Raw genomic sequence first — 21,957 nt, 5'->3', positions numbered from 1 at the left:
TAGGCCATGGATGCCTTCGTCGCCGATTTGACACGCCTGTACCGCCTGGCCTCGTCGGCGCCCGCCGACGAGTTCCCGCGGCGGGCGCTGGACCTTCTCCGCGACTGGATCGAGTTCGACGGCGCCGTGTTCGGCTTCGGCGAGCCCGCCTCGGGCGAGATCCGCATGGACGGCGTCTGCGTCTACAACCGCGACCAGGCCCTTCTCCCGAGGTACGCCGAGCTGTCCCGCTTCGATCCCGTGACGCGGCATTTCGTGAACAGGCCGGGGGTCATCCAGAACGTGGACACCCAGGACCGGTACCGGGGCAAGGAGAACCAGCCGCTGGCTGCGTATTCGAAGGCGTACGACCTCCGCCACCTCCTCCTCGTGGGCGATGACCAGCCCGACCACCGCCGGCTGCGATGGGTGGTACTCTACCGGGGCATCCGCAAGGCCTTCGACGCGTGCGAGGAGCAGCGCATGGCCGCGGCCTGGCGGCACCTCGCCTGCGCCCTGGACCTGAACCGGGCCCGGGTGCTGGATCTGCATGCGCCGCCGGATGGGCGCCGCAGCCTGGCGCTGGTCTCGCGCGGAGGCGTACTCGAGATCGCCGACCGGGCCTTCATGGGCCTGGCGCGCCGGGAATGGCGCGACCTCTCCGATACCCGCCTGCCCCCCGCGGCCCTGAAGTCCCTGCGGGAGGGCGGGCCCTACCTGGGCCGGCAGGTGGAGCTCCACTTCTCCGGCCGGGGCGAGCAGGTCGTATGCGAGGCCCGGGAGCGCGGCGCCGTGGCCAGCCTGAGCGCGCGCGAAGCCGAGGTGGCCCGGCTCTACGCCACCGGCCGGAGCTACCGGGAGATCGCGGGGCAGCTGGGCAGCTCCCCCAACACCGTGCGGGTGCAGCTCGCGCGGGTGTACCAGAAGCTCGACATCAACGACAAGGCCATGCTCGCCGCGGCCCTGGGCGGCGTCAGGGACCCGGCTTGACGGCCCCGGGATCCGCGAGGTTCCACCCGCCTCCCAGCGCCTTGTAGAGCTGCACCATCGTCAGGAGCCGCGCGAGCCGCGCCTGGGAGAGGGCGTTCTCCGCGGGGAAGAGCTGCTGCTGGGCGTCCAGGACCTCCAGGTAGTTGGAAAGGCCGGCGGTGTAGCGGAGGTTGGCCAGGGCCACGGCGGACTTCAGGGCCTCCACGGCGCCTGCCAGCTCCTTCTCGGCCTCGGCGTGCTTGGCGTAGGCCACCAGGGCCGTGGACACCTCGCCGAAGGCTCCGGCCACGGCGGCCTGCCAGCGCACCCGGGCCTGCTCCCACTGGGCCACCGCCGCGTCCTTCTGGCGCTGGAGGCGGAAACCCTGGAGGACGGGGCCGGTCAGGGACGCGCCCACCGCCCACTCCTTGCCGGGGCCGGAGAGCTGGCCCAGTTCCGGGGCCACGCCCCCCAGGAGGCCCGTGAGGCTGAAGACCGGGAACTGGCTGGCCTTGGCCACGCCCACGGCCGCGTTGGCGGCCACCAGGCGCTGTTCGGCCTCCCGGAGATCGGGGCGGCGCTCCAGGAGCGTCGAGGGCAGGCCCGCGGGGATGGCGGGGGGCAGGGGCTGCAGGGCCAGGTCCGCGCCGCGGGGGATGGGCCCCGGGTTGCGGCCCAGCAGGAGGCAGAGGAGGTTCTCCTGCGCCTGGATCTGGCGTTCCAGGCCGGGGATGGAGGCCGCGGCCGAGGCCTGGGCGGCCCGGGCCCGGGCGGTCTCCAGGGCCGACGCGGCGCCGCCCGCGAGGCGGCGGCTGAAGAGGTCGTAGGTCTCCCCGAAGGCCGCGGTGGTGGACCGGGCGATCTCCAGGCGGTGGTCCAGCTCGCGCAGCTCGAAATAGGCCGAGGCGGTCGTCGCGAGGGTGGCGAGGTACACGCCCCGGCGGGCGTCCTGGGCCCCCAGGTACCCGGCCAGGCCGGCTTCGTTCAGGCGGCGCACCCGGCCCCAGAGATCCAGCTCCCACGAGGCGCCCGCGTGCACGTCGTAGCCCTGGCCCATGTCGTGGCCGCTTACCGAGTAGGTGGACTGCCGGCCCCGGTTGAAGGAGGCCCCGGGCACGATGGCGGGGAGCCATCCGGCCCGCTCGATGCCCAGGCGCGCGCGGTACTCCTCCACGCGCCAGGTGGCGGTGCGGGCGTCGAAATTGCTTTTCAGGGCCTCGGCGACCAGATCCTTGAGGGTGGGGTCGCCGAAGACGTCCCACCAGGGCTGGTCGGCCAGGGACGCGGCCTCGGCCTGGGCCTGGCCCCGGAAGGCGGCGGGGGGCTGGGCCTCGGGGCGGCGGTAGTTGGGACCCATGGCGCAGCCGGCCAGGAACAGCGCGGCGAGGGGCAGCAGGCGGCGGCTCATGGGGCCTCCTCGTCCTCGTCATGGTTGACGCGGGGGTTGAGGCCCTTCTTGCGGGTGGCCAGGCGTTCCACCACGACGAAGAGCACCGGGATGATGAAGACCGCGATGAGGGTGGCCGCCAGCATGCCGACGATCACCACCGTCCCCAGGATGCGCCGGGACACCGCGCCCGAGCCGGAGGCGGTCCACAGCGGGACGCAGCCCAGGATGAAGGCGAACGACGTCATCAGGATGGGCCGCAGGCGGAGGCGTGCGCCCTCCAGGGCGGCGTCCACGAGGTCGCGGCCCTTCTCCAGCTCGTCCTTGGCGAACTCCACGATGAGGATGGCGTTCTTGGCGGAGAGGCCGATGAGCATCACCAGTCCGATCTGGGCGAACACGCCGAAGTCGTACTTGCGGGCCCAGAGCCCGAAGAAGGCCCCGAAGATGGCGATGGGCACCGACAGCAGCACCGAGAAGGGCAGGGACCAGCTCTCGTAGAGGGCCGCCAGGATCAGGAACACGAACACCAGGGACAGGGCGAACACCAGGCCCGTGGTGCCCTCGGCCTTCTTCTCCTGGTAGGAGAGGTCGGCCCAGTCGTAGCTCATGTCCCGGGGCAGGGTCTCCTTCGCCACCTGCTCCAGGGCCGTCATGGCCTGGCCGGAGCTGTAGCCCGGCGCCGCCGAGCCCAGCACCTGGGCGCTGCGCATGAGGTTGAAGCGGTTCGTGTACTCGGGGCCCTGGATCTTCCGGGTGGTGACCAGGGCGCTCAGGGGCACCATGGTGCCGTCCCCGGCCCGCACGTGGAAGCGCGCGATGTCCTCGACCCCCCGGCGCTCCTGGCCCTCGGCCTGGAGGTAGACCCGCCACTGGCGGCCGAAGCGGTTGAACTGGTTCACGTAGAGCCCGCCCAGGTAGGCCTGGAGGGTCTGGTACACGTCGGCCACGGCCACGCCCTGCTTGAGGGCCTTGTCCCGGTCCACCTCGGCAAATATCTGCGGAGCGGCGGTGGAATACTGGGAATTGACCCCGGTGAGCTCGGGCCGCTTGCGGGCCGCCGCCAGGAAGGTCTTGAGGTTGCGGTCCAGGTAGTCGGGGTCGCCGCCGCTGCGGTCCTGCAGCCAGAGCGAGAAGCCGTTGGAGACGCCCAGGCCCGGGATGGCCGAGGGGAGGAAGCCGAAGACGTTGGCCTCGGGCACCTCCTTGGCCAGCCTGCCGTTGAGGCGCTTGAGGATCTCCCCGGCCTCCATGTGCTGGCCCTTGCGGTCGTCCCAGGGCTGGAGGGTGACGAAGGCGAAGCCGTTGTAGGGCGCCGACACCCGGGCCAGGAGGCTGAAGCCGATGATGTTGCTGATGTAGCGCACCCCTTCGGTCTCCAGGACGATCTTCTCCACCTTGCGGCCCACGGCGTCGGTGCGCTGGAGGCTGGCGCCGGCGGGCAGCTGGTAGTTCACGAAGAAGTAGCCGCTGTCCTCGGTGGGAACGAAGCCCGACGGCAGGCCCTTGCCCAGCCCGAAGTCCATGGCCGCGAACACGGCCAGCACCACCAGGGGGATGGCCCCCTTGCGGATGAGGCGGTGGGAGAAGTTCACGTAGCCGTTGGTGGCCGAGTGGAACTGGTCGTTGAAGGCCTCGAAGAACTTCGCGAAGCGCCCCTTCATCTGCTCCCGGGGCCGAAGGATCAGGGCGCAGAGGGCCGGCGACAGGGATAGCGCGTTGAAGGCCGAGATGAGCACGGAGATGGCGATGGTCACCGCGAACTGCTTGTTGAGCCGGCCCTGGATGCCGCCCAGGAAGGCCACGGGGATGAACACGCTCGAGAGCACCAGGGCGATGCCCACCACGGGGCCCGCCACTTCCTTCATGGCCTGGACCGTGGCCTCGCGGGGCTTCATGCCCTGCTCGATATGGTGCTCCACCGCCTCCACCACCACGATGGCGTCGTCCACCACCAGGCCGATGGCCAGCACCAGGCCGAACAGCGACAGGGTGTTGATGGAAAATCCCAGCATCGGGAACACCGCGAAGGTGCCGATGAGGCTCACGGGCACGGCGATCATGGGGATGAGGGTGGCGCGCCAGTTCTGCAGGAAGAGGTAGACCACCAGCATGACCAGGATCATGGCCTCGCCCAGGGTCCAGACGATCTCCTTGATGCCCTCCTTCACCGGCAGGGTGGTGTCCACCGACGTGGTGAACTGCAGGTCCGCGGGGAAGCGGGCCTGGAGGTTGCGCATCTCCTTCTTGACGGCGTTGCCCACCTCCAGGGCGTTGGAGCCCGGGGTCTGGTAGACGGCCACGATGCAGCTGGGCTGGCCGTTGAAGCGCCCGACCTGCTTGTACGACATGGCGCCCAGTTCCACCCGGGCCACGTCGCCCACCCGCACCACCGACCCGTCGGGGTTGGCCCGCACGACGACCTGCGTGAACTCCTCGGGCGCCAGGAGGCGGCCCTGGGCGCGCACGGTGTAGGTCATCTCCTGGCCCGCGGGCATGGGCTCGCCTCCGAGCTGGCCGGAGGGGTTGACGGTGTTCTGCTGGGCCAGGGCCCGGTTGACCTCGGCGACCGTGATGCCCAGCTTGGCCATGAGGTCGGGCTTGACCCACACCCGCATGGCGTAGTCGCCCGCGCCGAAGATGTTGATCTGGCCCACGCCGGGCACCCGGTACAGGGGGTCCACCAGGTTGATGGTGGCGTAGTTGCTGAGGAAGAGCGCGCTGTAGGTGCCCTTGGGGGAGTACAGGGCCATGAGCAGCAGGGCGGTTCCCGTGGACTTGCGGATGGTCATGCCGCTCTGGTTCACCTCCGCGGGGAGGAAGGGCTGGGCCTGGGCCACGCGGTTCTGGGTGTTGACCTGGTCCTGGTTGACGTCCGTGCCCACGTCGAAGGTCACCAGCTCGCTCATGGTGCCGTCGTTCGCGTTGGTGGACTGCATGTACAGCATGTTGTCCACGCCGTTCATCTGCTGTTCCAGGGGCGCGGCCACGGCCTGCTCGATGGTGACGGCGTCGGCGCCGGTGTAGTTGGTGGACACCTGGATCTGGGGCGGGACGATCTCGGGGAACTGGGACACGGGCAGCCCGCGCATGCAGACCAGCCCCGCGATGAGGGTGATCACCGCGATGACCATGGCGACGATGGGGCGCTTGATGAAGAATTCGGGCACGGGCTACTTTCCGGGCAGGGGCGTCACCAGCTGGCCGCTCGCGACCTTCTGGGTTCCCTCCACCACCACCCGTTCACCGGGGTTGAGGCCCTTCTCGATGACGACCAGCGGGCCCGCCTTGGCCCCGGTCTGCACCACGCGGATTTCGACCTTGTTGTCCCTGCCCACCACGGCGACCTGCGACGTGCCCTGCAGGTCCCAGATGGCCCGCTGGGGCACCAGGAGCGCGTTGCGGGCCAGGCCTACCGCCGCCCGCACCTTGCCGTACTGTCCGGGCCGCAGGAGCCCGTCGGGGTTGGGGAAGGTGCCGGCCACCAGGATGGTGCCGGTGCGGGGGTCGATGCCCCGGTCGGCCAGCAGCGGGTCGCCGCGCCTGGGGTAGACGGTGCCGTCGGACAGCACCAGCTCGAGGCTGCCCTTGCCGCCGCCCCTGGCCCAGTCCCGGGCCCAGTCGCGGTAGTCCTGTTCCGTGGCGCTGAAGAACACCTTGATCGGGTTGAGGGTGGACACGGTGGTCATCACCCGCGTCCCGTTCACGAGGTCGCCCATCTGCACCTTGGCGATGCCGGCGACGCCGTCGATGGGCGAGCTCACGCGCGTCCATTCGACGTTGAGCGAAGCCTTGTCCAGGGCCGCCTGGGAGGCGTCCACCGCGGCCTGGGCCTGCCGCAGGGACGACAGCGCGTTGTCGAGCTCCTGCTGGGAGATGGCCTTCTGAGCGGCCAGGGGCGTGAAGCGGTCCACGTCAAGGCGGGCCTTGTCCCGGGCCGCCTTGTCCCGGGCCAGCGCCGCCCGCGCCTGGTCCGACGCGGCCTTGAAGGCCCTCGGGTCGATCTCGAAGAGCGTCTGGCCGCGGTGCACGGCGGCACCCTCGCGGTAGACCTGGCGCAGGACGTAGCCTTCCACCTGGGGCCGGATCTCGGCGTTCACGAAGCCGTCCAGGCTGGCGATCCATTCGCGCACCAGCGGCACGTCCTGCTGGGTCACGGTGGCCACTCCCACCTGGGCGGGGGCCGTGGGCTTGCCGGAATGCGTGCAGCCCGCGACGAGGAGGGCCAGGATCAGGGGGGGAAGCATCTTCATCGGGTATCCCGTCGTCCGCTAAGGAGTTGAACCTCCATAGTATTGCGAGGGCTCACGAATTGAAGCAAAAACAGCGGGGGGTGGCCTTCAGCCTCCGCTCACCGGCGGGAAGAGCGCCACCTCGTCGCCGTCCGCCAGGACCGCGGATCGTTCCGCGAAGGTCCGGTTCACCGCGAAGAGTCCGTCCGCGGGCAGGTCCGCCAGGGCCGGATCGGCCAGGAGGGCCTCCAGCGTGGGGGGGGAGGGCAGGGGAAAGTCCCTGGACTGGAATCCGAGGCGCTCACGGTACCGTGCGAATGCTTGTACGTGGATCATTTGGGTGTCCATGTGTAGCGGATTTCCCCCGAGGGCTGCACGCCCTGGACGGTGGTGTCCCCGGGGGTCTGGGAGGAACCGGTGATCTGGCGCGCGCCCAGGGTGAGGACCAGGTTCCCGAAGCGCCACTCCACGTTGCCGCTGACGGTGCTCTGGGTGCCTTCCTGTTTGTAGCTGTAGATCAGGGGCGTGCGGTGGCCGAAGATGTCGAAGCTCTTCTCCAGGGTCAGGCTCAGGTTGGGACCGCCCAGGAGGGAGAAGTTCACCCGGTCCAGGGTGAGGGTCTTTCGCAGGCGCTCGAGGGTGTTGGCCAGCATGAGGGAGGAGAGCAGGCCCGCGCCCTGGCTCAGGATGCCGGTGTTCATGGAGGACTGGGTGGAGGAGGCCCCCAGCGATCCCCCCACCTTGCTCACGGCGGCCGGGTCCACCAGGATGGTCAGGATCTCGTCGGGCCGCAGGGCGGGGGTGGAACTGGGGTGCACGCTGATGGCGTCCAGCGTGCCGTTGATGTCGAGGGTCACCAGGTAGGGGTCCACCTCGATGCGGCCGTGGAGGTCCACCACGGGATTGATCACCGCGGGATCGGTGAACTCCACCGAGCCCCGCTCCAGGACCAGGTCGCCGGCGGCCACGAGGTTGGTGAGGCGGCCCCCGGGCAGGAGGTCCATGCGGCCCTTGAGGCCGGGGTGGGCCAGGGTGCCCATGATCTTGAAGCTCCCCGCGGGGCGGCCCTGGAGCTTGAGGTAGTTGGTGTCGAACTCCCAGGGGCGCGCCATGAACAGGTCCAGGTCCAGGTCGATGCGGGCCAGGGGGTCGGAGGGGTCCAGGGAGGTGAGGAGGCCTGAGCCGCCCGTGGTGGTGGCCAGGAGGATGTCCGTGATGTTGAAGTCGGTCTGGTAGAGCATGTTCTTGGCGCGGATGGTGCCCTTCAGGAGGCCGCCGTCCCTGTCGTTGCCCCGGAGGGTTCCGTTGAAGCCGCCCTGGATCTCGAAGCCCTCCGGCATGTCCCGGAGCTGGAAGTTGTCCAGGGTCGCTCCGAAGTCGTAGTCGGTGAGGCCGCGGAAGCCCCAGGTGAGCCGGCCCCAGGCGGTCAGGGCGCCCTGGGCCATGATCCCCTTCAGGGGCGCGTCCTGGGGAATGGTGATGTCCCGGCCGTGGAAGAAGGCCGCGAAGTCCACGTTCTCGATGCTCTGGGGGTAGGAGCGCGCGGAGAGCCTGCCGCCGTGCAGGTCGAGGCGGCCCTCCAGGGCCGGTTCCGCGGGCTTGCCCAGCAGGTCGAGCTTGAACGTGGCGCTGCCCTCGGGCTTCAGGTCGGCCATGAGGCTGTACGGGCCGGGGTTCAGGGTGTGGTCGAGGATCGCCTTCAGGTTGGAGAGCTCCGCGGCCCCCTCCAGCCGGAGGTCCAGCTTGCCTTCGGGGCTGAAGGGAAGCCAGCCCCCGAGGCTCATGGTGGTGGTGGCCAGCTGGGGCTTGCCTTGGACGGCGGCGGTGCGGCCCTGGACCTGCAACGACATGTCCATGCCGGTGAGGTCGCCCTTGAAGGTGCCCGGGCGGCTCTGGACCAGTTCGAAGCCCTGGAAGCTGCCCAGGAAGTTCCGGAGCTCGCCCTGCCACCGGATCCCCGAGGCGGTCCAGTCGCCGCGGCCGTGGTAGTCGAGGCTGACGTCCCTGAGGAAGCCCTCCGTAAGCCGGGAAGCGACCGGGCCCGTCTCGGCGGAATCGGGCCCCAGGTGCACGCGGATGTCCCCCGACAACGTTCCCTTTCCCACCTGCTCCCCTTCGAAGGTCACCAGGGGAACGGTCCTGCCCGCCATGAGGAGATGGGCGCCCAGGTGCCCGTCCCGGAAGGCCAGCCCCGCCTGGAAGCCCTCCAGGGAACGTCCCTCCATGGACAGCCGGCCCTGGCTGAGGGTGAAGGATCCTTCGGGCGCCTGGGAGGGCCCCAGGGGCGCCGTGAGGGGGCCGGAGAGGCCGCCTTCGATCCGGCCCTGGACCAGGGGACCCTTCAGGCCCAGGACGCCGGTGTCCACGTCGCCCTTCACGTCCACGGTCCAGCGCTCCCGGTGGGCGTCCATGTCCATGGAGCCCCTCAGGTTCAGGGGGCCCGGGGCGCCTTCGAGGTGGTCGAGGCTGTCGGCGACCCGCACGTCGGTGGTGCGCAGGCGGAGGGCGTTGATGTCCATGTCGAAGGAGGCGGAGGCCGCGGGCACCTTCATCCCGTAGACCACGCCCTGTTCCGCGACGGCCTGGCCTTCCATGACGATGCGGTTCAGCGGCCCGTGAAGGCGAGCCCAGCCGCTGCCGATGCCGGTGATGGGCAGGTCGCCCTGGTCCCCTGCGCGCAGGCCCTCCTCCACCGGGAGCCGGAAGGCGCGGAAGCACATGTCGATGCCCTCGGCGTCGGGGGCGCCCTTGGCCCAGCTGATCCAGATGTCGCCGTAGCCGTGGCCCTCGCCCTTCTCCAGCTCGATGCCGGTAATGCGGATCTCGGTATCCGACAGCGTCACGTCGGCGGCGATGCGGTCGGCGTGGGCGCCGTGCCAGCGGGGGGCGTCCACCTCCACCCGGCCGTCGAGGTGGATCCCGCCGCGGGGGTCCCACTGGAAGGTGGCGCGGGCGTTGGCGGGGCCGGACATGTCGAGCTCGGTGACCTTCCAGGCGGTGAGGGCCTGGGCAACGTCGGCGGCGTCGGTGCGCACCTCGCCTTCGGCCTCGATCCGCGCCAGGCCCCGGCGGTGGAGGACGGCCGTGGCACTGCCCCGGAACCCGGCCCCGGGCAGCTGGAGGTCCAGCGAGGTGGCCCGGAACGCGCCGTGGGCGAGGGCGAGCTCCATCGTCCCCACCTGCTGGCCGTCCTTGGTGAACTGCCCGCTGCCCGTGAAGGCCAGCTTCTCCAGGTCGGGCGCCACCCAGGGCGGCGTGGCCATGGAGGCCGTGCCCCGGAAGCGCGCGGAAAGGCCTTTGAGGAGATCGGACCGGGCATAGGCGGCCGCGGGAGCCAGGGAGACGCCTTCGGCGGCCAGTTCCAGGGTGGTGCCGCCCTGGCGGGTCCAGGAGCCCTCGCCCGAGAGCTTCCCGTCGGCCGAGTCCCAGGCGATGCGCTCCACGCGGATGCGCCCCGGATTGCCGGAGGCGTTGACGTGGAGCGTGCCGGGGTGGAGGGGCGTGCTCCTGGCCTGGAGCTGGCGCCCGTCCACCGACAGGGTCCAGACGGGGGTGGTGGCCGGACCCTGGACCTTGGCCTTGAAGTCCAGGAAACCGGCGGCGTGGGCGGGTTTTCCGGGCAGGAAGCGCAGGGCCTCGCCCAGGTTGAGCCCGCCCGAGGCCTCGGCCTTCACGGCCTGGGTCTTGAACTCGTACGAGCCCAGCACCGCCAGGGAGCTGTCCCCCAGGTGCGCGCGCACGTTGACGGTGTCGATCCCCTTGTCGGTGAGCCGGAACTTGAGGGAGGCGTCGCCCAGGGCGCGGTCCGGGTCCTCCCCGAACTCGGCCCGCGGGATGCGCACGTCGAGCCACTCCTGCCGGGGCAGGCGGCCCCGCCCGTCCACCTTGAAGGTGAAGACGCCGCCGCGGATGCCCCAGGCGGGCTCGTCCACCTGGGCCAGGCCGTCCAGGATCTCCACGCGGTCGATGCGCCACGTGGGGCTTTCGGCCTTGGGGTCGGTTTCGCGCAGGCGGATGGCCGAAAGGCGCGCGGCATCCACCACGAGCCTCGGGCTCTGGAGGAGGATCCGCTTGAAGTGGTGGGTGCGCAGGAACGTGTAGAGGTCGATCTCCACCTCCAGGAGCGGGGCCTGGAACAGGTCGCCCCCGAAGGAGAAGTTGTGGAGCACGATCCGGCCCTGGAAGGGGTGGATCTCCAGCCGCTCCGCGGCGAACCCCAGCCCGGTCTCCTTGCGCAGGTAGGCGTCGGCCTTTCCCACGATCCAGGCGTCCACGTAGGCCTGCTGCACGGCCCAGCCCATGAGCCCCGCCAGGGCCGCGCCCGAGGCCAGCACGTAGGTCAGCCGGCGCACCCACCTGCGGGACCAGGTCCGTTTCAGCAGGGATGGGGGGGCTTCCTCGTTGGTCAATTCTTCTCGCCGCAGGCAGGGCAGGTCACTGCAGTCCTTGACAGGGGTTTATAGCAGAACCTGCAGAGCCGCGCATGGGTCACCACCGGGCTGCGCGGGGCATGGCCGGGCGTGTTGAGGTGCGCGGCCAGCACCGCGGTGCCCAGCGGACGGGTCTCCCGGGCCACCCCCTCGCGCAGCGGCCGGAGGGCCTCGAGGAATTTCTGGGCCGACAGGTAGCGCTCGCCCAGGTTGATGGCCAGGGCCTTCATCACGGCCTCGCTGAGGGCCTTGGGCACCGCCGGGTTGCGCAGGTGGGGCGGGACGATGGGCGTGCTCTGGAAGGCCTGCGCGATCTTCACCGGGTCCGCGTCATAGAAGGGCACCGTGCCCGTGAGCATCTCGTAGATGGTGATGCCCAGGCTCCAGAGGTCGCTCTGGAACACCGCGCGCCCCCGGAAGTGCTCCGGAGACATGTAGGGCGGCGACCCGATGCGGGTGCGGGCGAACTCCTCCTTCTGCAGCTCCAGGATCCGGCTGGTGCCGAAGTCCGTGACCTTGGCGACCCCGTCCCGGGTGATCAGGATATTGGCCGGCCGAAGGTCCCGGTGGATCACCTGGTGCGCGTGGGCAAAGCCGATGGCCGAGCAGACGTCGGTGGCGATCTCCAGGGCCCGGGAGGGCAGGATGGTTCGTTCCCGGCGGATGACCTTGTCCAGGCTTTCGCCGTCGATGTACTCCATGACCATGAAGAACAGCCCGTCCTTCTTCTCCGCCGTGATCAGGTCGACGATGTTGGGATGCTTGAGCTGCACCATGATCTGCGATTCCAGAAGCATGTTCTGGTCGTCGGTCTGATGATGGGGCACCTTCAGGGCGACCTTGCGATTCAGGAGCCTATCCTGAGCAAGGTAAACAGTTCCAAATCCGCCTGCGCCCAGGCGGTCGAGAATCTGGTATTTCCCCAGCATCTGGTCTTTGGACAGCACGTTTTTGCCTCTGGAATGAGCGTCATGTAGGTCGACCGGGAAGTCAACTGGTCACTTTGGCCGGGACCGGAGGACGGGGCCGGAGGGTCCGCCGGGCCGCTGGCCCTCCTTCACGGGAACGTCGTCCCGACGAAGGCGCCGGTTCCTCAAGCGCTTGTTTCGCCGGGGATGAAGGGGATGGACGGGAATGATTCCACCGGGGCTTGGGCGCCCTGGCGGAACCGGGTCGGAGCCCGCTCCTCCGGCGATCCCATCCCCGTCCATCCCCGGCAGCCAAGACCATTCGAGCCGCGGCGCCCCTGAAAACGGAAGCGGGGAACACATGCCTGCGCATGCATTCCCCGCGTTTATCCGAGTTCCGGCCCCTAACCCAGGAATGCCTTCAGGGTCTTGGAATACCGGGGATGCCTGATCTTTCTCAGGGCCTTGGACTCGATCTGCCGGATGCGCTCGCGGGTGACGGCGAATTCGCTGCCGACCTCCTCCAGCGTGTGCTCCGAAGCCTCGTCCCCCACCCCGAACCGCATGCGGAGAACCTTCTCCTCCCGTTCGGTGAGGGTCTGGAGCACCTGGTTGACGGTCTCCTTCAGGCGCTGGCTGACGACCTGCTCCACGGGGGAGACGACGCCCTTGTCCTCGATGAAGTCCCCGAGGTGGGAATCCTCCTCCTCGCCGATGGGGGTCTCCAGGCTGATGGGCTCCTGGGCGATCTTCATCACCTTGCGGACCTTGCCCACGGGCATGTCCATGGCGTGGGCGATCTCCTCGCTGGAGGGCTCCCGGCCCAGCTTCTGCACCAGCTCGCGCTGGGTGCGGATCAGCTTGTTGATGGTCTCGATCATGTGCACCGGGATGCGGATGGTGCGGGCCTGGTCCGCGATGGCGCGGGTGATGGCCTGCCGGATCCACCAGGTGGCGTAGGTGGAGAACTTGAAGCCGCGGCTGTACTCGAACTTGTCCACGGCCTTCATGAGGCCGATGTTCCCCTCCTGGATCAGGTCCAGGAACTGGAGCCCGCGGTTGGTGTACCGCTTGGCGATGGACACCACGAGCCGCAGGTTGGCCTCGATCAGCTCGGCCTTGGCGGCCCTGCTGATGCTCTCGGCCTGCTTGAGGGTGTTGTAGTCCGCGTGGAACTGCTCGCTGATCGTCTCGAACTTGGCGAAAAACCGCGCCATCTCCGCCTCGATGTGGGCGATGTCGTTGGTGTAGCGCTCCTTCATCTTGGCGAAGGCGGGGTTCCTGAGCCGGTCCTTCAGCTCCCGGAGCTTGCGCTCCCCGTTCATCACCTGGATGTGGTGGTGGGTGATCTTGTCGATGAGGCGGGTGACGGCCAGGCTGTTGAGGCCCAGGCGGCGGATCTGCCGGCTCACGCGGCCCCGGGCCATGAGGATCTCGCGGTCCAGGTGGCGCTTCTTGGGCAGGACCTTGCCGCTGGCCTTGAGCTCCAGGAGCTCCTGCAGGGCCTGCTCGTAGACCAGGAGCTTCTCGAACTGGTGGTGCACGTGCTGGGTGGCCGAGGTGTTCTCGGCGTCCTCGTCCTCGTCCACCTCGTCGGAGAGGCCGACCACTTCGCGGATCTTGCCGGGATTCTCCTTGAGCATCCGGCCGATGTCGATGAGGAGGCTGGAGGCCAGGCGGGACCGGGACAGGGCCCTCATGACGCTGCGCACGCCCACTTCGATGCGCTTGGCGATCTCCACCTCGTCCTCGCGCTTGAGGAGGGGGACCGTGCCCATTTCCTTGAGGTACATGCGAACCGGGTCGTTGAACTTGTCCCCGTCGGGCCCGTCGATGTCGATCTCCAGGTCCTTGTCCAGCTTGGGCGGGGCGTCCACGAAGACGTTCTCCGCCTCGGACTGCTCCCGGGCCATGAGCGCCTCGGCCTCGGTCGCGCCGACGCCGATGGCCAGCTTGGCGAACATACCCATCAGGTTTTCGAGGTCCACGGGGGAGGATGCGGAGCCCGGGAGGAACGAGTTGAGCTCGTCCACCAGGACGTATCCGCGGGTCCTACCCAGGGAGATCAGTGCTTTCGTGAGCTGGTAGTAGCTTTCACGGGCCGGGTTTGGGACCATTAATACCTCAAAGAACCACGGGATCACAGGATCCAAGGTGTCTGTCGCGTATTGATTCCTCGGGACCGAGTCGAGGGCAGAGTTAACCCATCGTGACAAGGCACCTAGAATTACTCAGTATAGGAAATCAATCCCCCCAGGCAAGGGGGAATTACAAATTAGATGCGGGAATCACCGGAAATGTTTACCTCGAGAAGGATTTCCTTCTCAGTCCGGTCAGTTCCTTGCCCAGCCTCGCCCCGCGCTGGAGCAGATCGTTCACCGTGAGGGTCAGCCGCCGGGAAAGCTCGGCGTCCACCATCACCGCGGGATCCAGGAGCTGGCGGCTCAGGGCCTGCTTCTCCCGTTCCACGAAGGCCATCTCCAGCTTCAGGAACACCTGGTCCGGCATCAGCTCGGCGTCGTCCTTCACGCTCCACCGCGCCTCGAGGTGCCTGAGCTGGGCCAGGGCCTCGGGGGGGATGTGGGACTCGTCCCCGGAGGCGTCCAGCAGGCACTGGAGGAGGGGGGCCCCGGTGAGGGACTCCCACCAGGCCGGGGGGGTCGAGGCGAGGCGGGCCAGGAACGCGGGGTCCTTGGCCAGCAGGAGCAGCGGCCTCAGCAGGTCGTCCACCTCCGCCACCGGGGGGGCGGCCACCACCTCCTCGGCATGGGGGGCCTGGGCCCGGGCCTTGATGGCCTTGTCCAGCTCCTCGAGGGGGATCTTCAGCTCGTGGGCCAGGCTGGCGAAAAGCTCCCGCTGCTCGGGGGTGTGGGGCAGGTAGGCCAGGAAGCCCGCCAGCTCCCGCAGGGCCTCCATGCGCTCCGCGGTCCGGCGCAGGTCCTTGCCCTCCAGGGCCCGGTTGATGATGAAGTTCGTCCAGTCCGGGGCCTTGCCCATGAGCTCGCGGAAGGCTTCGGCCCCCAGGGTCATGCACCAGGTGTCGGGGTCCTCCCCCTGGGGCAGGAGCAGGAGCCGCACGTCGAAGCCCATGGGCAGGGCCAGCTTGAGGCTCTTCTCCATGGCCCGCAGGCCCGCGGCGTCCCCGTCGAAGCAGAGGATGAGGCGCTTGGTGAACCGCCCCACCAGCTGCAGGTGACCCTCCGTGAGCGCGGTGCCCAGGGGGGCCACGGCCTGGTGGATGCCCTGCTGGTGGAGCTGGAGCACGTCGAAGTAGCCCTCCACCACCAGGGCGCCGTCCCGCAGCTGCCCCTTGGCCCGGTGGAACCCGTAGAGGACCGAGCCCTTCTGGAAGAGGGAGGTCTCACGGGTATTGAGATACTTGGGCTTGGAATCGCCGAAGGCCCGGCCCCCGAAGGCGATGACCTTGCCCCGGGCGTCGAAGATGGGAATCACCAGCCGGTCCCGCAGGAAGTCCAGGAAGCTGCCCCGCTCGCTGCGGGACACCAGCCCGGTCTGCTCCAGGAGCTCCAGGGAGAAGCCCTGGGCCTTCAGGTGGGTGACCAGGGCCTCCCAGGCGTCCGGGGCGTAGCCCAGGCCCGCCTCCTGCATGAAGGCGGGGGTCATGCCCCGGCCCTTGAGGTAGTCCATGGCCTTGGGGGACTCGGCCAGCTTGCGCTCGTAGAAGGCCTGGGCGGTCTCCAGGGCCAGGCGCAGGCGGGCCTCCAGATCCAGCTCGGCGGCCGGCCGCTCCCGCTGCCGGGGCAGGTCGATGCCCGCCGACCGGGCCAGCTGCTCCATGGCCTCCGGGAAGGGGAGGCCCTCCCGCTCCATTAGCCAAGTGAAGGCATCACCGTGCTTACCGCATCCGAAGCAGTGGTAGAACCCCCGGTCGGCCACCACCTGGAAGCTGGGGCTGCGCTCGCTGTGGAAGGGGCAGAGGCCCACCCAGGCGGAACCCTGGCGCCTCAATTTGACGGCCTGTCCCACCAGCGCCACCAAGTCCGTCGCGTCCTTGATGCGTTGCACAAGTTCCCTGTCCCGCATTCCCCGAGTCCCCTTCCTCCAGACTGCTTGAGAAGCCCGCCGGAGGCAAGGGCGGTGATGTCGAATTCAAAAAAGGCACGCTAGAGATTCATGGATCAAACTCCAATAAAGGGTCAAAAAAAGAAATTCCCGGGAAACGATCCGTATTACCATGGGTTCCGTAATCTTCAAGGAGCGCTATGCCTACCATCGAAATCAGTTCCCAGACCGGCAAGGACTTCTCGGGCGACGTGCTGATCGTTCCGGTGTTCTCAGGCCGCGAACGTCACAGGCTGCCTCTCGCCATCAGCAAGGTCGCAAGACAGGTCATGGACGAAAGCGATTTCAAGGCGGACTATCTTGAAGTTGTGCCGCTCCATCACCCCAATGGAGTGAAAGATTGCCGCTGGATGCTTCTCGTCGGCCTGGGCGAAGAAGAGGCCGTTACCCACAACAAAATCCGCAAGGCGGTGGGAACTGCCGCCCGCAACGCCCTCAAGAAGGGCTGGAAGCGGGTGGGCATCGTGAGCCCGTCCACCTCCTCCCTGGACCACGACGAGGTCCAGGTGGCCGTGCTGGAAGGCGCCCTCCTGGCCGACTACGACTTCGCGGCCTTCAAGGGCAAGCCCGAGCCCAAGCGGTTCGAGAGCCTGGACGTCTTCACCAACGGCGACGACACCCGCAAGGCCCGGCGCCGCCTCCCCCAGATCGAGGCCGGCGTGGGCGCCTGCCACCGCGTGCGGGACCTGGCCAACACCCCCGCCTCCGACCTGCACCCCGAGTCCTTCGCCGCCGAGGCCCAGAAGCTGGCCAAGGCCCACAAGCTGGGCATCGAGGTCCTGGGCCCCGACGAGCTGGCCAAGGGCAACTTCAACGCCGTGCTGGCGGTGGCCAAGGGCTCCGCCCGCCCCGCGCGCGTCGTCAAGCTCGAGTACAAGCCCAAGGAGAAGGCCAAGCGCCACATCATCCTGGTGGGCAAGGGCGTCACATTCGATTCCGGCGGCCTCTCCCTCAAGGACGCCGGCGGCATGGAGACCATGAAGGACGATATGACCGGCGCGGCCATCGTGCTGGCCACCCTCGTGGCCTGCGCGCAGCTGGAGGCCCCCATCCAGGTCACCGGGCTCATGGGCCTTGTGGAGAACATGCCCTCGGGCACCAGCTACAAGCCCGGCGACGTCATCCGCGCCCGCAGCGGCAAGACCATCGAGGTCCTGAACACGGACGCCGAGGGCCGCCTGGTGCTGGCCGACCTCCTGGACTGGGCGTCCGGCATGGGCGCCGACCACATCGTGGACCTGGCGACCCTCACCGGCGCCTGCGTCGTGGCCCTGGGCGACGGCGTCTCGGGGGTCATGGGCACGGACCAGAAGCTGGTGGAACGCCTCCTGGACGCGGGCTCGCGCTCGGGCGAATACCTCTGGCAGCTGCCCCTGGTGGAGGAGTACAAGGAGGCCCTGCGCAGCAAGGTCGCCGACGTGAAGAACATCACCGGCACCAAGTGGGGCGGGTCCATCACCGCCGGCCTCTTCCTCTCCGAGTTCGTCTCCGCGGGATCCTGGGCCCACGTGGACCTCTCGGGCAACTGGTCCACGTCCGAGCGCGATTTCCGTCCCCACGGCGCCACCGGGGAAGGCCCGCGCTGGCTGCTGGACTGGATCCTCGGCTAATCAGCGATTTATCACTCATATAAAAAAACCGGGAAGGCTTGGCCCTCCCGGTTTTTTTATGCCTCGGCATTTGTGCTATTGACGTATTCCGGGATCAGAGGATCTTATTGGTGACACGTACCCCCATCCGCGTGCCCGGAGACATTCATGGAAACGATGGAAACCCTCACCAAAGCGGACCTCTCCAAGCATCTCATCGAGAATCTCGAGATGGCCAAGAAGGACGCCGACCTCATGGTCAATTCCTTCCTCGACAGCATCGTGGAATCCCTCCACCGCGGCGAAGGCGTTGAACTGCGCGGCTTCGGCTCCTTCCGCCTGCGCGACCGCAAGGCGCGCCAGGGCCGGAATCCCCGCAGCGGCCAGTCCATCCACGTTCCCCCCAAGCGGGTGGTCTACTTCAAGCTCGGCAAGGAGCTGCGCAGCCGGCTCATCGACGACTAGGTATCCACGATTCGGTGGCCGCCCGCACTTCGTCCCCGTAGCGGCTGCCCAGGATCTCGGAACAGTGGAGGTGCCAGGTCGGCACCTCCACGGACCGGTTCACCTTGAAGCGCGAGGCCACCCAGCGCTGCACCGGGGGCGGGGCCAGGCGGTCCTGGGAGGCGATGAAACAGAGGCTGGGAGTCCGCAGGCGCATGTCGTCGACCTGCAGCTTCAGGTCGGTCGCGTCGCGGTCGTAGCCGCCCTTCGCCGCCGCCCAGGCGCTGCCCAGGCTCCCGATGGCCGGGGCCAGGAACGGATGCCAGAAGCGGTCCTCGGGGCCGCGCACGAGGCGTTCGGCGAAGTCCCTGCTGCTGGCGGGAGCGCCTTCCCAGATGATCCCGCCCAGGGGGCCCCGGTCCTCCTTCTCCAGCTGGGCCAGGGCCAGCAGGGCCACGCTGGCGCCCAGGCTGCGGCCCAGCAGGAGGATGTGCCGGCGGGGGTAGCCCTTCGCCTCCAGGGCGTGCACCACGCCGGCCACCTCGCGGGACTCCTTGGCGCCGAAGGTCACCGGCGGCGCGGGGCGGCCTTCGCGCATGGCGTCGTCGCGGCCCAGGTACGTGAAGATCGCCGCGTCCAGATGCGGGAACTGCCGCAGGGCGGGGCTGGTGCCCCAGCGGTCGTCGCCGAAGCCGTGGAGCATGAGCACCACGCCGGGCGCGGGTTCGGCGCGGCGCAGGAACCAGACCCTGCGGGGCCCCGCGTCGAAGGTCTCCCACGCGCCGCCCGGGTCGCCGAAGCCGCCCTTGGCCAGGTCGCGGTAGGTGGCCTCCACCCGCTCCAGGGGCTGGACATGGTAGAAGGGCGGGTCCGTGAGCTCCCGGGCCACGGACCGGGCCCTGGAGACCACGAACACGCCCAGGACCGCCAGGGCCAGGAGAGCCGGCCCCAGGACCAGCCGGTACTTCGGCGCCATCAAGGTTCGAGCCGCGCCACCACTCCGGGAATGCCTTCGGCCGTGGGGGTGGGTTCGGGCTTCCCGTAGAGGACCGCCTTGAACTGCTGGGAGTAAAGCACATGGAAGACGCCCTGGCCGGGCGTGATCTCGATGTCGAGCTGGTCGGGCCCGAAGGCGTCCAGGGCGCTGAGGAGCACCACGTGGTGCTTGCCGGCGGGAAGCCCGGTGAGGGTCAGGCGCTTGCACTTCTTGCCGGACTGCTGGACGGGGATGCGTATGCCGTCGATGGTCAGGTCCACGGGGCCGTCGACCTTCTTGGTGAACTGGAGCATGACCGTCCCCGCGGGAACGGGCTTGCTCGGCTTGATGGCCTTGGGCTTGCCGCAAGCCAGGCCGGCCGCGAGGATCATGCAGCCTGCGAAGGCGGCTCTACTCAGGGATCCCATCATGGAAACCTCCAGCCTTGAGACTACCTATTTTGAACCCTCGCCGCCACAAGCTATGCTGGTTGTTTGACCCGAGGAGCGACCATGACCCGCGTGAAACTGACAACCAGCAAGGGCGACATCAATGTGGAACTGTTTCCGAAGGAAGCGCCGGGCACCGTGGCCAACTTCGTGAAGCTCTCCAAGGACGGCTTCTACGACGGCTTGGCCTTCCACCGCGTGATCCCCTCCTTCGTCATCCAGGGGGGCTGCCCCAACACCCGTGAAGGCGCCGGCGGCGCCCCGGGCACCGGCGGCCCGGGCTGGAGGATCAAGTGCGAGACCGCCGGCAACCCCCACAAGCACGAGCTGGGCGCCCTGTCCATGGCCCACGCCGGCAAGGACACCGGCGGCAGCCAGTTCTTCATCGTCAACGGCGACGCCTCCAACGTCCGCCACCTGGACGGGGTCCACACCGTCTTCGGCAAGTGCGTGAGCGCCGAGGACATCGCGGTCGTCCAGGCCATCAGGGCCAATGACCGCATCATCAAGGCCGAAGTCACCGAGGAGTAGGAATCGTGTCGGAACGCTGCTACATCACCACCCCCATCTACTACGTGAACGACCGGCCCCACATCGGCCACACGTACACCACCGTCCTGGCGGATGTGATGGCCCGGCACCGGCGGATGATGGGGGAGGAGCTGTACTTCCTCACCGGCACCGACGAGCACGGCCAGAAGATCGAGAAGGCCGCGGCCGCCCGTGGCATCACCCCCAAGGCCCTGGCCGACGAGGTCGTGCCCAACTTCGAGAACCTGTGGACCCGCATGGGCCTCACGCACGACCACTTCGTGCGCACCACCCACGCGCAGCACAAGGCCACCGTGCAGGCCAAGTTCCAGCAGCTCCTGGCCTCGGGCGACATCTTCAAGGACACCTATGTCGGCCTCTATTCGGTCAGCGACGAGGCCTACGTCACCGAGACCCAGGCCAAGGAGCTGCAGGCCCAGGGCCTCGCCCACCAGCTGGTGGAGCTCAAGGAGGAGAGCTACTTCTTCCGCCTCTCCGCCTACGAGAACTGGCTCATCCAGCTGTACGAGAAGCACCCCGAGTTCGTGCGGCCCGAGTTCCGCCTGAACGAGGTCAAGCAGTTCGTGGCCCCGGGCGGCGCCAGGGGCCACCTGGAGGACCTGAGCATCAGCCGCACCAGCATCACCTGGGGCATCCCGGTGCCCGGGGACGAGAAGCACGTCGTCTACGTGTGGTTCGACGCGCTGCTCAACTACCTCTCCGCGTGCCGAGAGGGCTTCTGGCCCCCCACCTTCCAGCTGGTGGGCAAGGACATCCTGCGCTTCCACGCCATCTACTGGCCCGCCTTCCTCATGGCGATGTTCCGCGAGGAGGGCGACGACCTCCAGGGGGAACTGCCCGCGCGCATCCGCGAGCTGCTCCCCCGCACCATCCTGGCCCACGGGTGGTGGCTCATGGGCGAGGACAAGATGTCCAAGTCCAAGGGCAACGTCGTCCGCCCCGACGAGCTCCTCACCTTCGGCGTGGACGCGGTGCGCTTCTTCTTCATGCGCGAGATGACCGTGGGCCTCGACCGCAGCTTCTCCTTCGAGGGCTTCATGGACCGTCTCAACGCCGACCTCGCCAACGGTCTGGGCAACCTGGCCTCGCGCACCCTGAGCATGCTCCAGCGGTACCGCGCCGGCGTCGTGCCCACCCCCTCCGTGCTGGACGCCCAGGACCGGGAGGCCCTGGAAGCCGGGCGCCTGGCTGCCGCCGCCTACCTGGAGCGGGCCGAGGCCAACGACTTCCACGGCGCCCTGGAAGGCCTCTGGACCTACCTGCGCCAGCTGGACGGCTACATCGTCAAGGCCGAGCCCTGGAAGCTGGCCAAGGACGACGCCAACAAGGACAAGCTGGACACCGTGCTCTGCACGCTGTACCGGGCCCTGCGGGCCACCGCGATCCTGGTGGCCCCCGTCATGCCCGGCCTGGCCCAGACGCTCTGGGCCTGCCTGGGCCAGTCCGGCCCGGTGGCCTCCCAGCGGTTCGCGGACTTCGCGTACGACGCGCCGGCCCCCGGTCCCGTCCTCGCCCCCGAGCCTCTTTTCCAACGCATCGACAAGGAGACAGTGATGAACGAGCTCGCGGGGTCCGACCCCGCTCCCGCCGCCCCCGTGGTGGAGGCGCCCCTGGAGGTGCCCCCCCTGAAGGACGTGGTGGAGTACGACACCTTCGCCCTGACCGACCTGCGGGTGGGCCTGGTGCTCACCGCCGAGGCCGTCCCCAAGAGCAAGAAGCTCATCAAGATGACCGTCGACCTGGGCTTCGAGAAGCGCACCATCCTTGGCGGCATCGCCGCCGCCTACACCCCCGAGGAACTGGTGGGCCGCAAGGTCGTGGTGGTGGCCAACCTGGCGCCCCGGGCCCTCATGGGCATCGAGAGCCACGGCATGCTCCTGGCCGCCAGCGACAACAACTCCAAGCCCTACCTCGTCGCGCCCCCCGACGACGCCCGCCCGGGTTTCGTCGTCCGATAGC

Annotated in this window: 15 protein-coding genes; 5 read left to right on the top strand and 10 right to left on the bottom strand. The window is 68.7% G+C overall.

The window, feature by feature from the left end; translation table 11 throughout:
* The first annotated feature begins 6 nt into the window (after positions 1–6).
* On the top strand, positions 7–969 hold the full coding sequence (locus tag RAH40_RS05530) for a LuxR C-terminal-related transcriptional regulator (protein WP_306601087.1): 963 nt from the start codon (positions 7–9) through the stop codon (positions 967–969).
* Here RAH40_RS05530 and RAH40_RS05525 read toward each other — a convergent pair.
* The 8 genes from RAH40_RS05525 to dnaG all read right to left on the bottom strand — a co-directional run bounded on the left by RAH40_RS05525 (position 953) and on the right by dnaG (position 15,931).
* Positions 953–2,356 carry an efflux transporter outer membrane subunit gene (locus tag RAH40_RS05525; RefSeq protein WP_306601086.1) on the bottom strand — a complete coding sequence of 468 codons (1,404 nt, stop codon included), beginning with the start codon at positions 2,354–2,356 and terminating at the stop codon, positions 953–955. The two genes, RAH40_RS05530 and RAH40_RS05525, sit on opposite strands and share 17 nt — an antisense overlap.
* Positions 2,353–5,505 carry an efflux RND transporter permease subunit gene (locus tag RAH40_RS05520; RefSeq protein WP_306601085.1) on the bottom strand — a complete coding sequence of 1,051 codons (3,153 nt, stop codon included), beginning with the start codon at positions 5,503–5,505 and terminating at the stop codon, positions 2,353–2,355. Before RAH40_RS05520 ends, RAH40_RS05525 begins: the two co-directional genes overlap by 4 nt.
* Before the next feature lie 3 nt (positions 5,506–5,508).
* Positions 5,509–6,588: an efflux RND transporter periplasmic adaptor subunit gene (locus RAH40_RS05515; RefSeq protein WP_306601084.1), complete on the bottom strand. Its 1,080-nt coding sequence runs from the start codon at positions 6,586–6,588 to the stop codon at positions 5,509–5,511.
* 87 nt (positions 6,589–6,675) lie between these two features.
* Entirely contained in the window at positions 6,676–6,903 is a 228-nt protein-coding gene (locus tag RAH40_RS05510; protein ID WP_306601083.1) for a MoaD/ThiS family protein, read from the bottom strand.
* On the bottom strand, positions 6,900–10,976 hold the full coding sequence (locus RAH40_RS05505) for a translocation/assembly module TamB domain-containing protein (protein WP_306601082.1): 4,077 nt from the start codon (positions 10,974–10,976) through the stop codon (positions 6,900–6,902). Before RAH40_RS05505 ends, RAH40_RS05510 begins: the two co-directional genes overlap by 4 nt.
* Entirely contained in the window at positions 10,973–11,926 is a 954-nt protein-coding gene (locus tag RAH40_RS05500; protein ID WP_306602282.1) for a serine/threonine-protein kinase, read from the bottom strand. The genes RAH40_RS05505 and RAH40_RS05500 overlap by 4 nt, the downstream gene beginning before the upstream one ends.
* Positions 11,927–12,309: 383 nt before the next feature.
* Positions 12,310–14,022, bottom strand: a complete 1,713-nt coding sequence (gene rpoD / locus RAH40_RS05495; RefSeq protein ID WP_306601081.1) for an RNA polymerase sigma factor RpoD — start codon at positions 14,020–14,022, stop codon at positions 12,310–12,312.
* 184 nt (positions 14,023–14,206) lie between these two features.
* Entirely contained in the window at positions 14,207–15,931 is a 1,725-nt protein-coding gene (dnaG, locus tag RAH40_RS05490; protein WP_306601080.1) for a DNA primase, read from the bottom strand.
* Between the two features lie 197 nt (positions 15,932–16,128).
* Here dnaG and RAH40_RS05485 point away from each other — a divergent pair, with 197 nt between their 5' ends.
* Positions 16,129–17,598, top strand: coding sequence for a leucyl aminopeptidase (locus RAH40_RS05485; protein WP_306601079.1), 1,470 nt, complete (start codon positions 16,129–16,131; stop codon positions 17,596–17,598).
* A gap of 147 nt (positions 17,599–17,745) precedes the next feature.
* Complete coding sequence (locus RAH40_RS05480) at positions 17,746–18,042, top strand: HU family DNA-binding protein (protein ID WP_306601078.1); 297 nt, start codon at positions 17,746–17,748, stop codon at positions 18,040–18,042.
* On the opposite strand, the gene RAH40_RS05475 is transcribed toward RAH40_RS05480, so the two are convergent.
* Together RAH40_RS05475 and RAH40_RS05470 are read right to left on the bottom strand one after the other, a co-directional pair.
* Entirely contained in the window at positions 18,029–18,997 is a 969-nt protein-coding gene (locus tag RAH40_RS05475) for an alpha/beta hydrolase (RefSeq protein WP_306601077.1), read from the bottom strand. The two genes, RAH40_RS05480 and RAH40_RS05475, sit on opposite strands and share 14 nt — an antisense overlap.
* Entirely contained in the window at positions 18,997–19,389 is a 393-nt protein-coding gene (locus RAH40_RS05470; RefSeq protein ID WP_306601076.1) for a hypothetical protein, read from the bottom strand. Before RAH40_RS05470 ends, RAH40_RS05475 begins: the two co-directional genes overlap by 1 nt.
* Positions 19,390–19,509: 120 nt before the next feature.
* Between RAH40_RS05470 and RAH40_RS05465 the strand changes: the two genes are divergently transcribed.
* Complete coding sequence (locus RAH40_RS05465) at positions 19,510–19,977, top strand: peptidylprolyl isomerase (protein ID WP_306601075.1); 468 nt, start codon at positions 19,510–19,512, stop codon at positions 19,975–19,977.
* A 5-nt stretch (positions 19,978–19,982) separates the two neighbouring features.
* On the top strand, positions 19,983–21,956 hold the full coding sequence (metG, locus tag RAH40_RS05460) for a methionine--tRNA ligase (RefSeq protein ID WP_306601074.1): 1,974 nt from the start codon (positions 19,983–19,985) through the stop codon (positions 21,954–21,956).
* Position 21,957 lies beyond the last annotated feature (1 nt).

The sequence above is a fragment of the Geothrix sp. 21YS21S-2 genome (assembly GCF_030846775.1).
Classification (GTDB): Bacteria; Acidobacteriota; Holophagae; order Holophagales; family Holophagaceae; genus Mesoterricola.
Note: the sequence above shows the minus strand (reverse complement) of the source record. Positions and strands in the feature narration are given on the sequence as shown.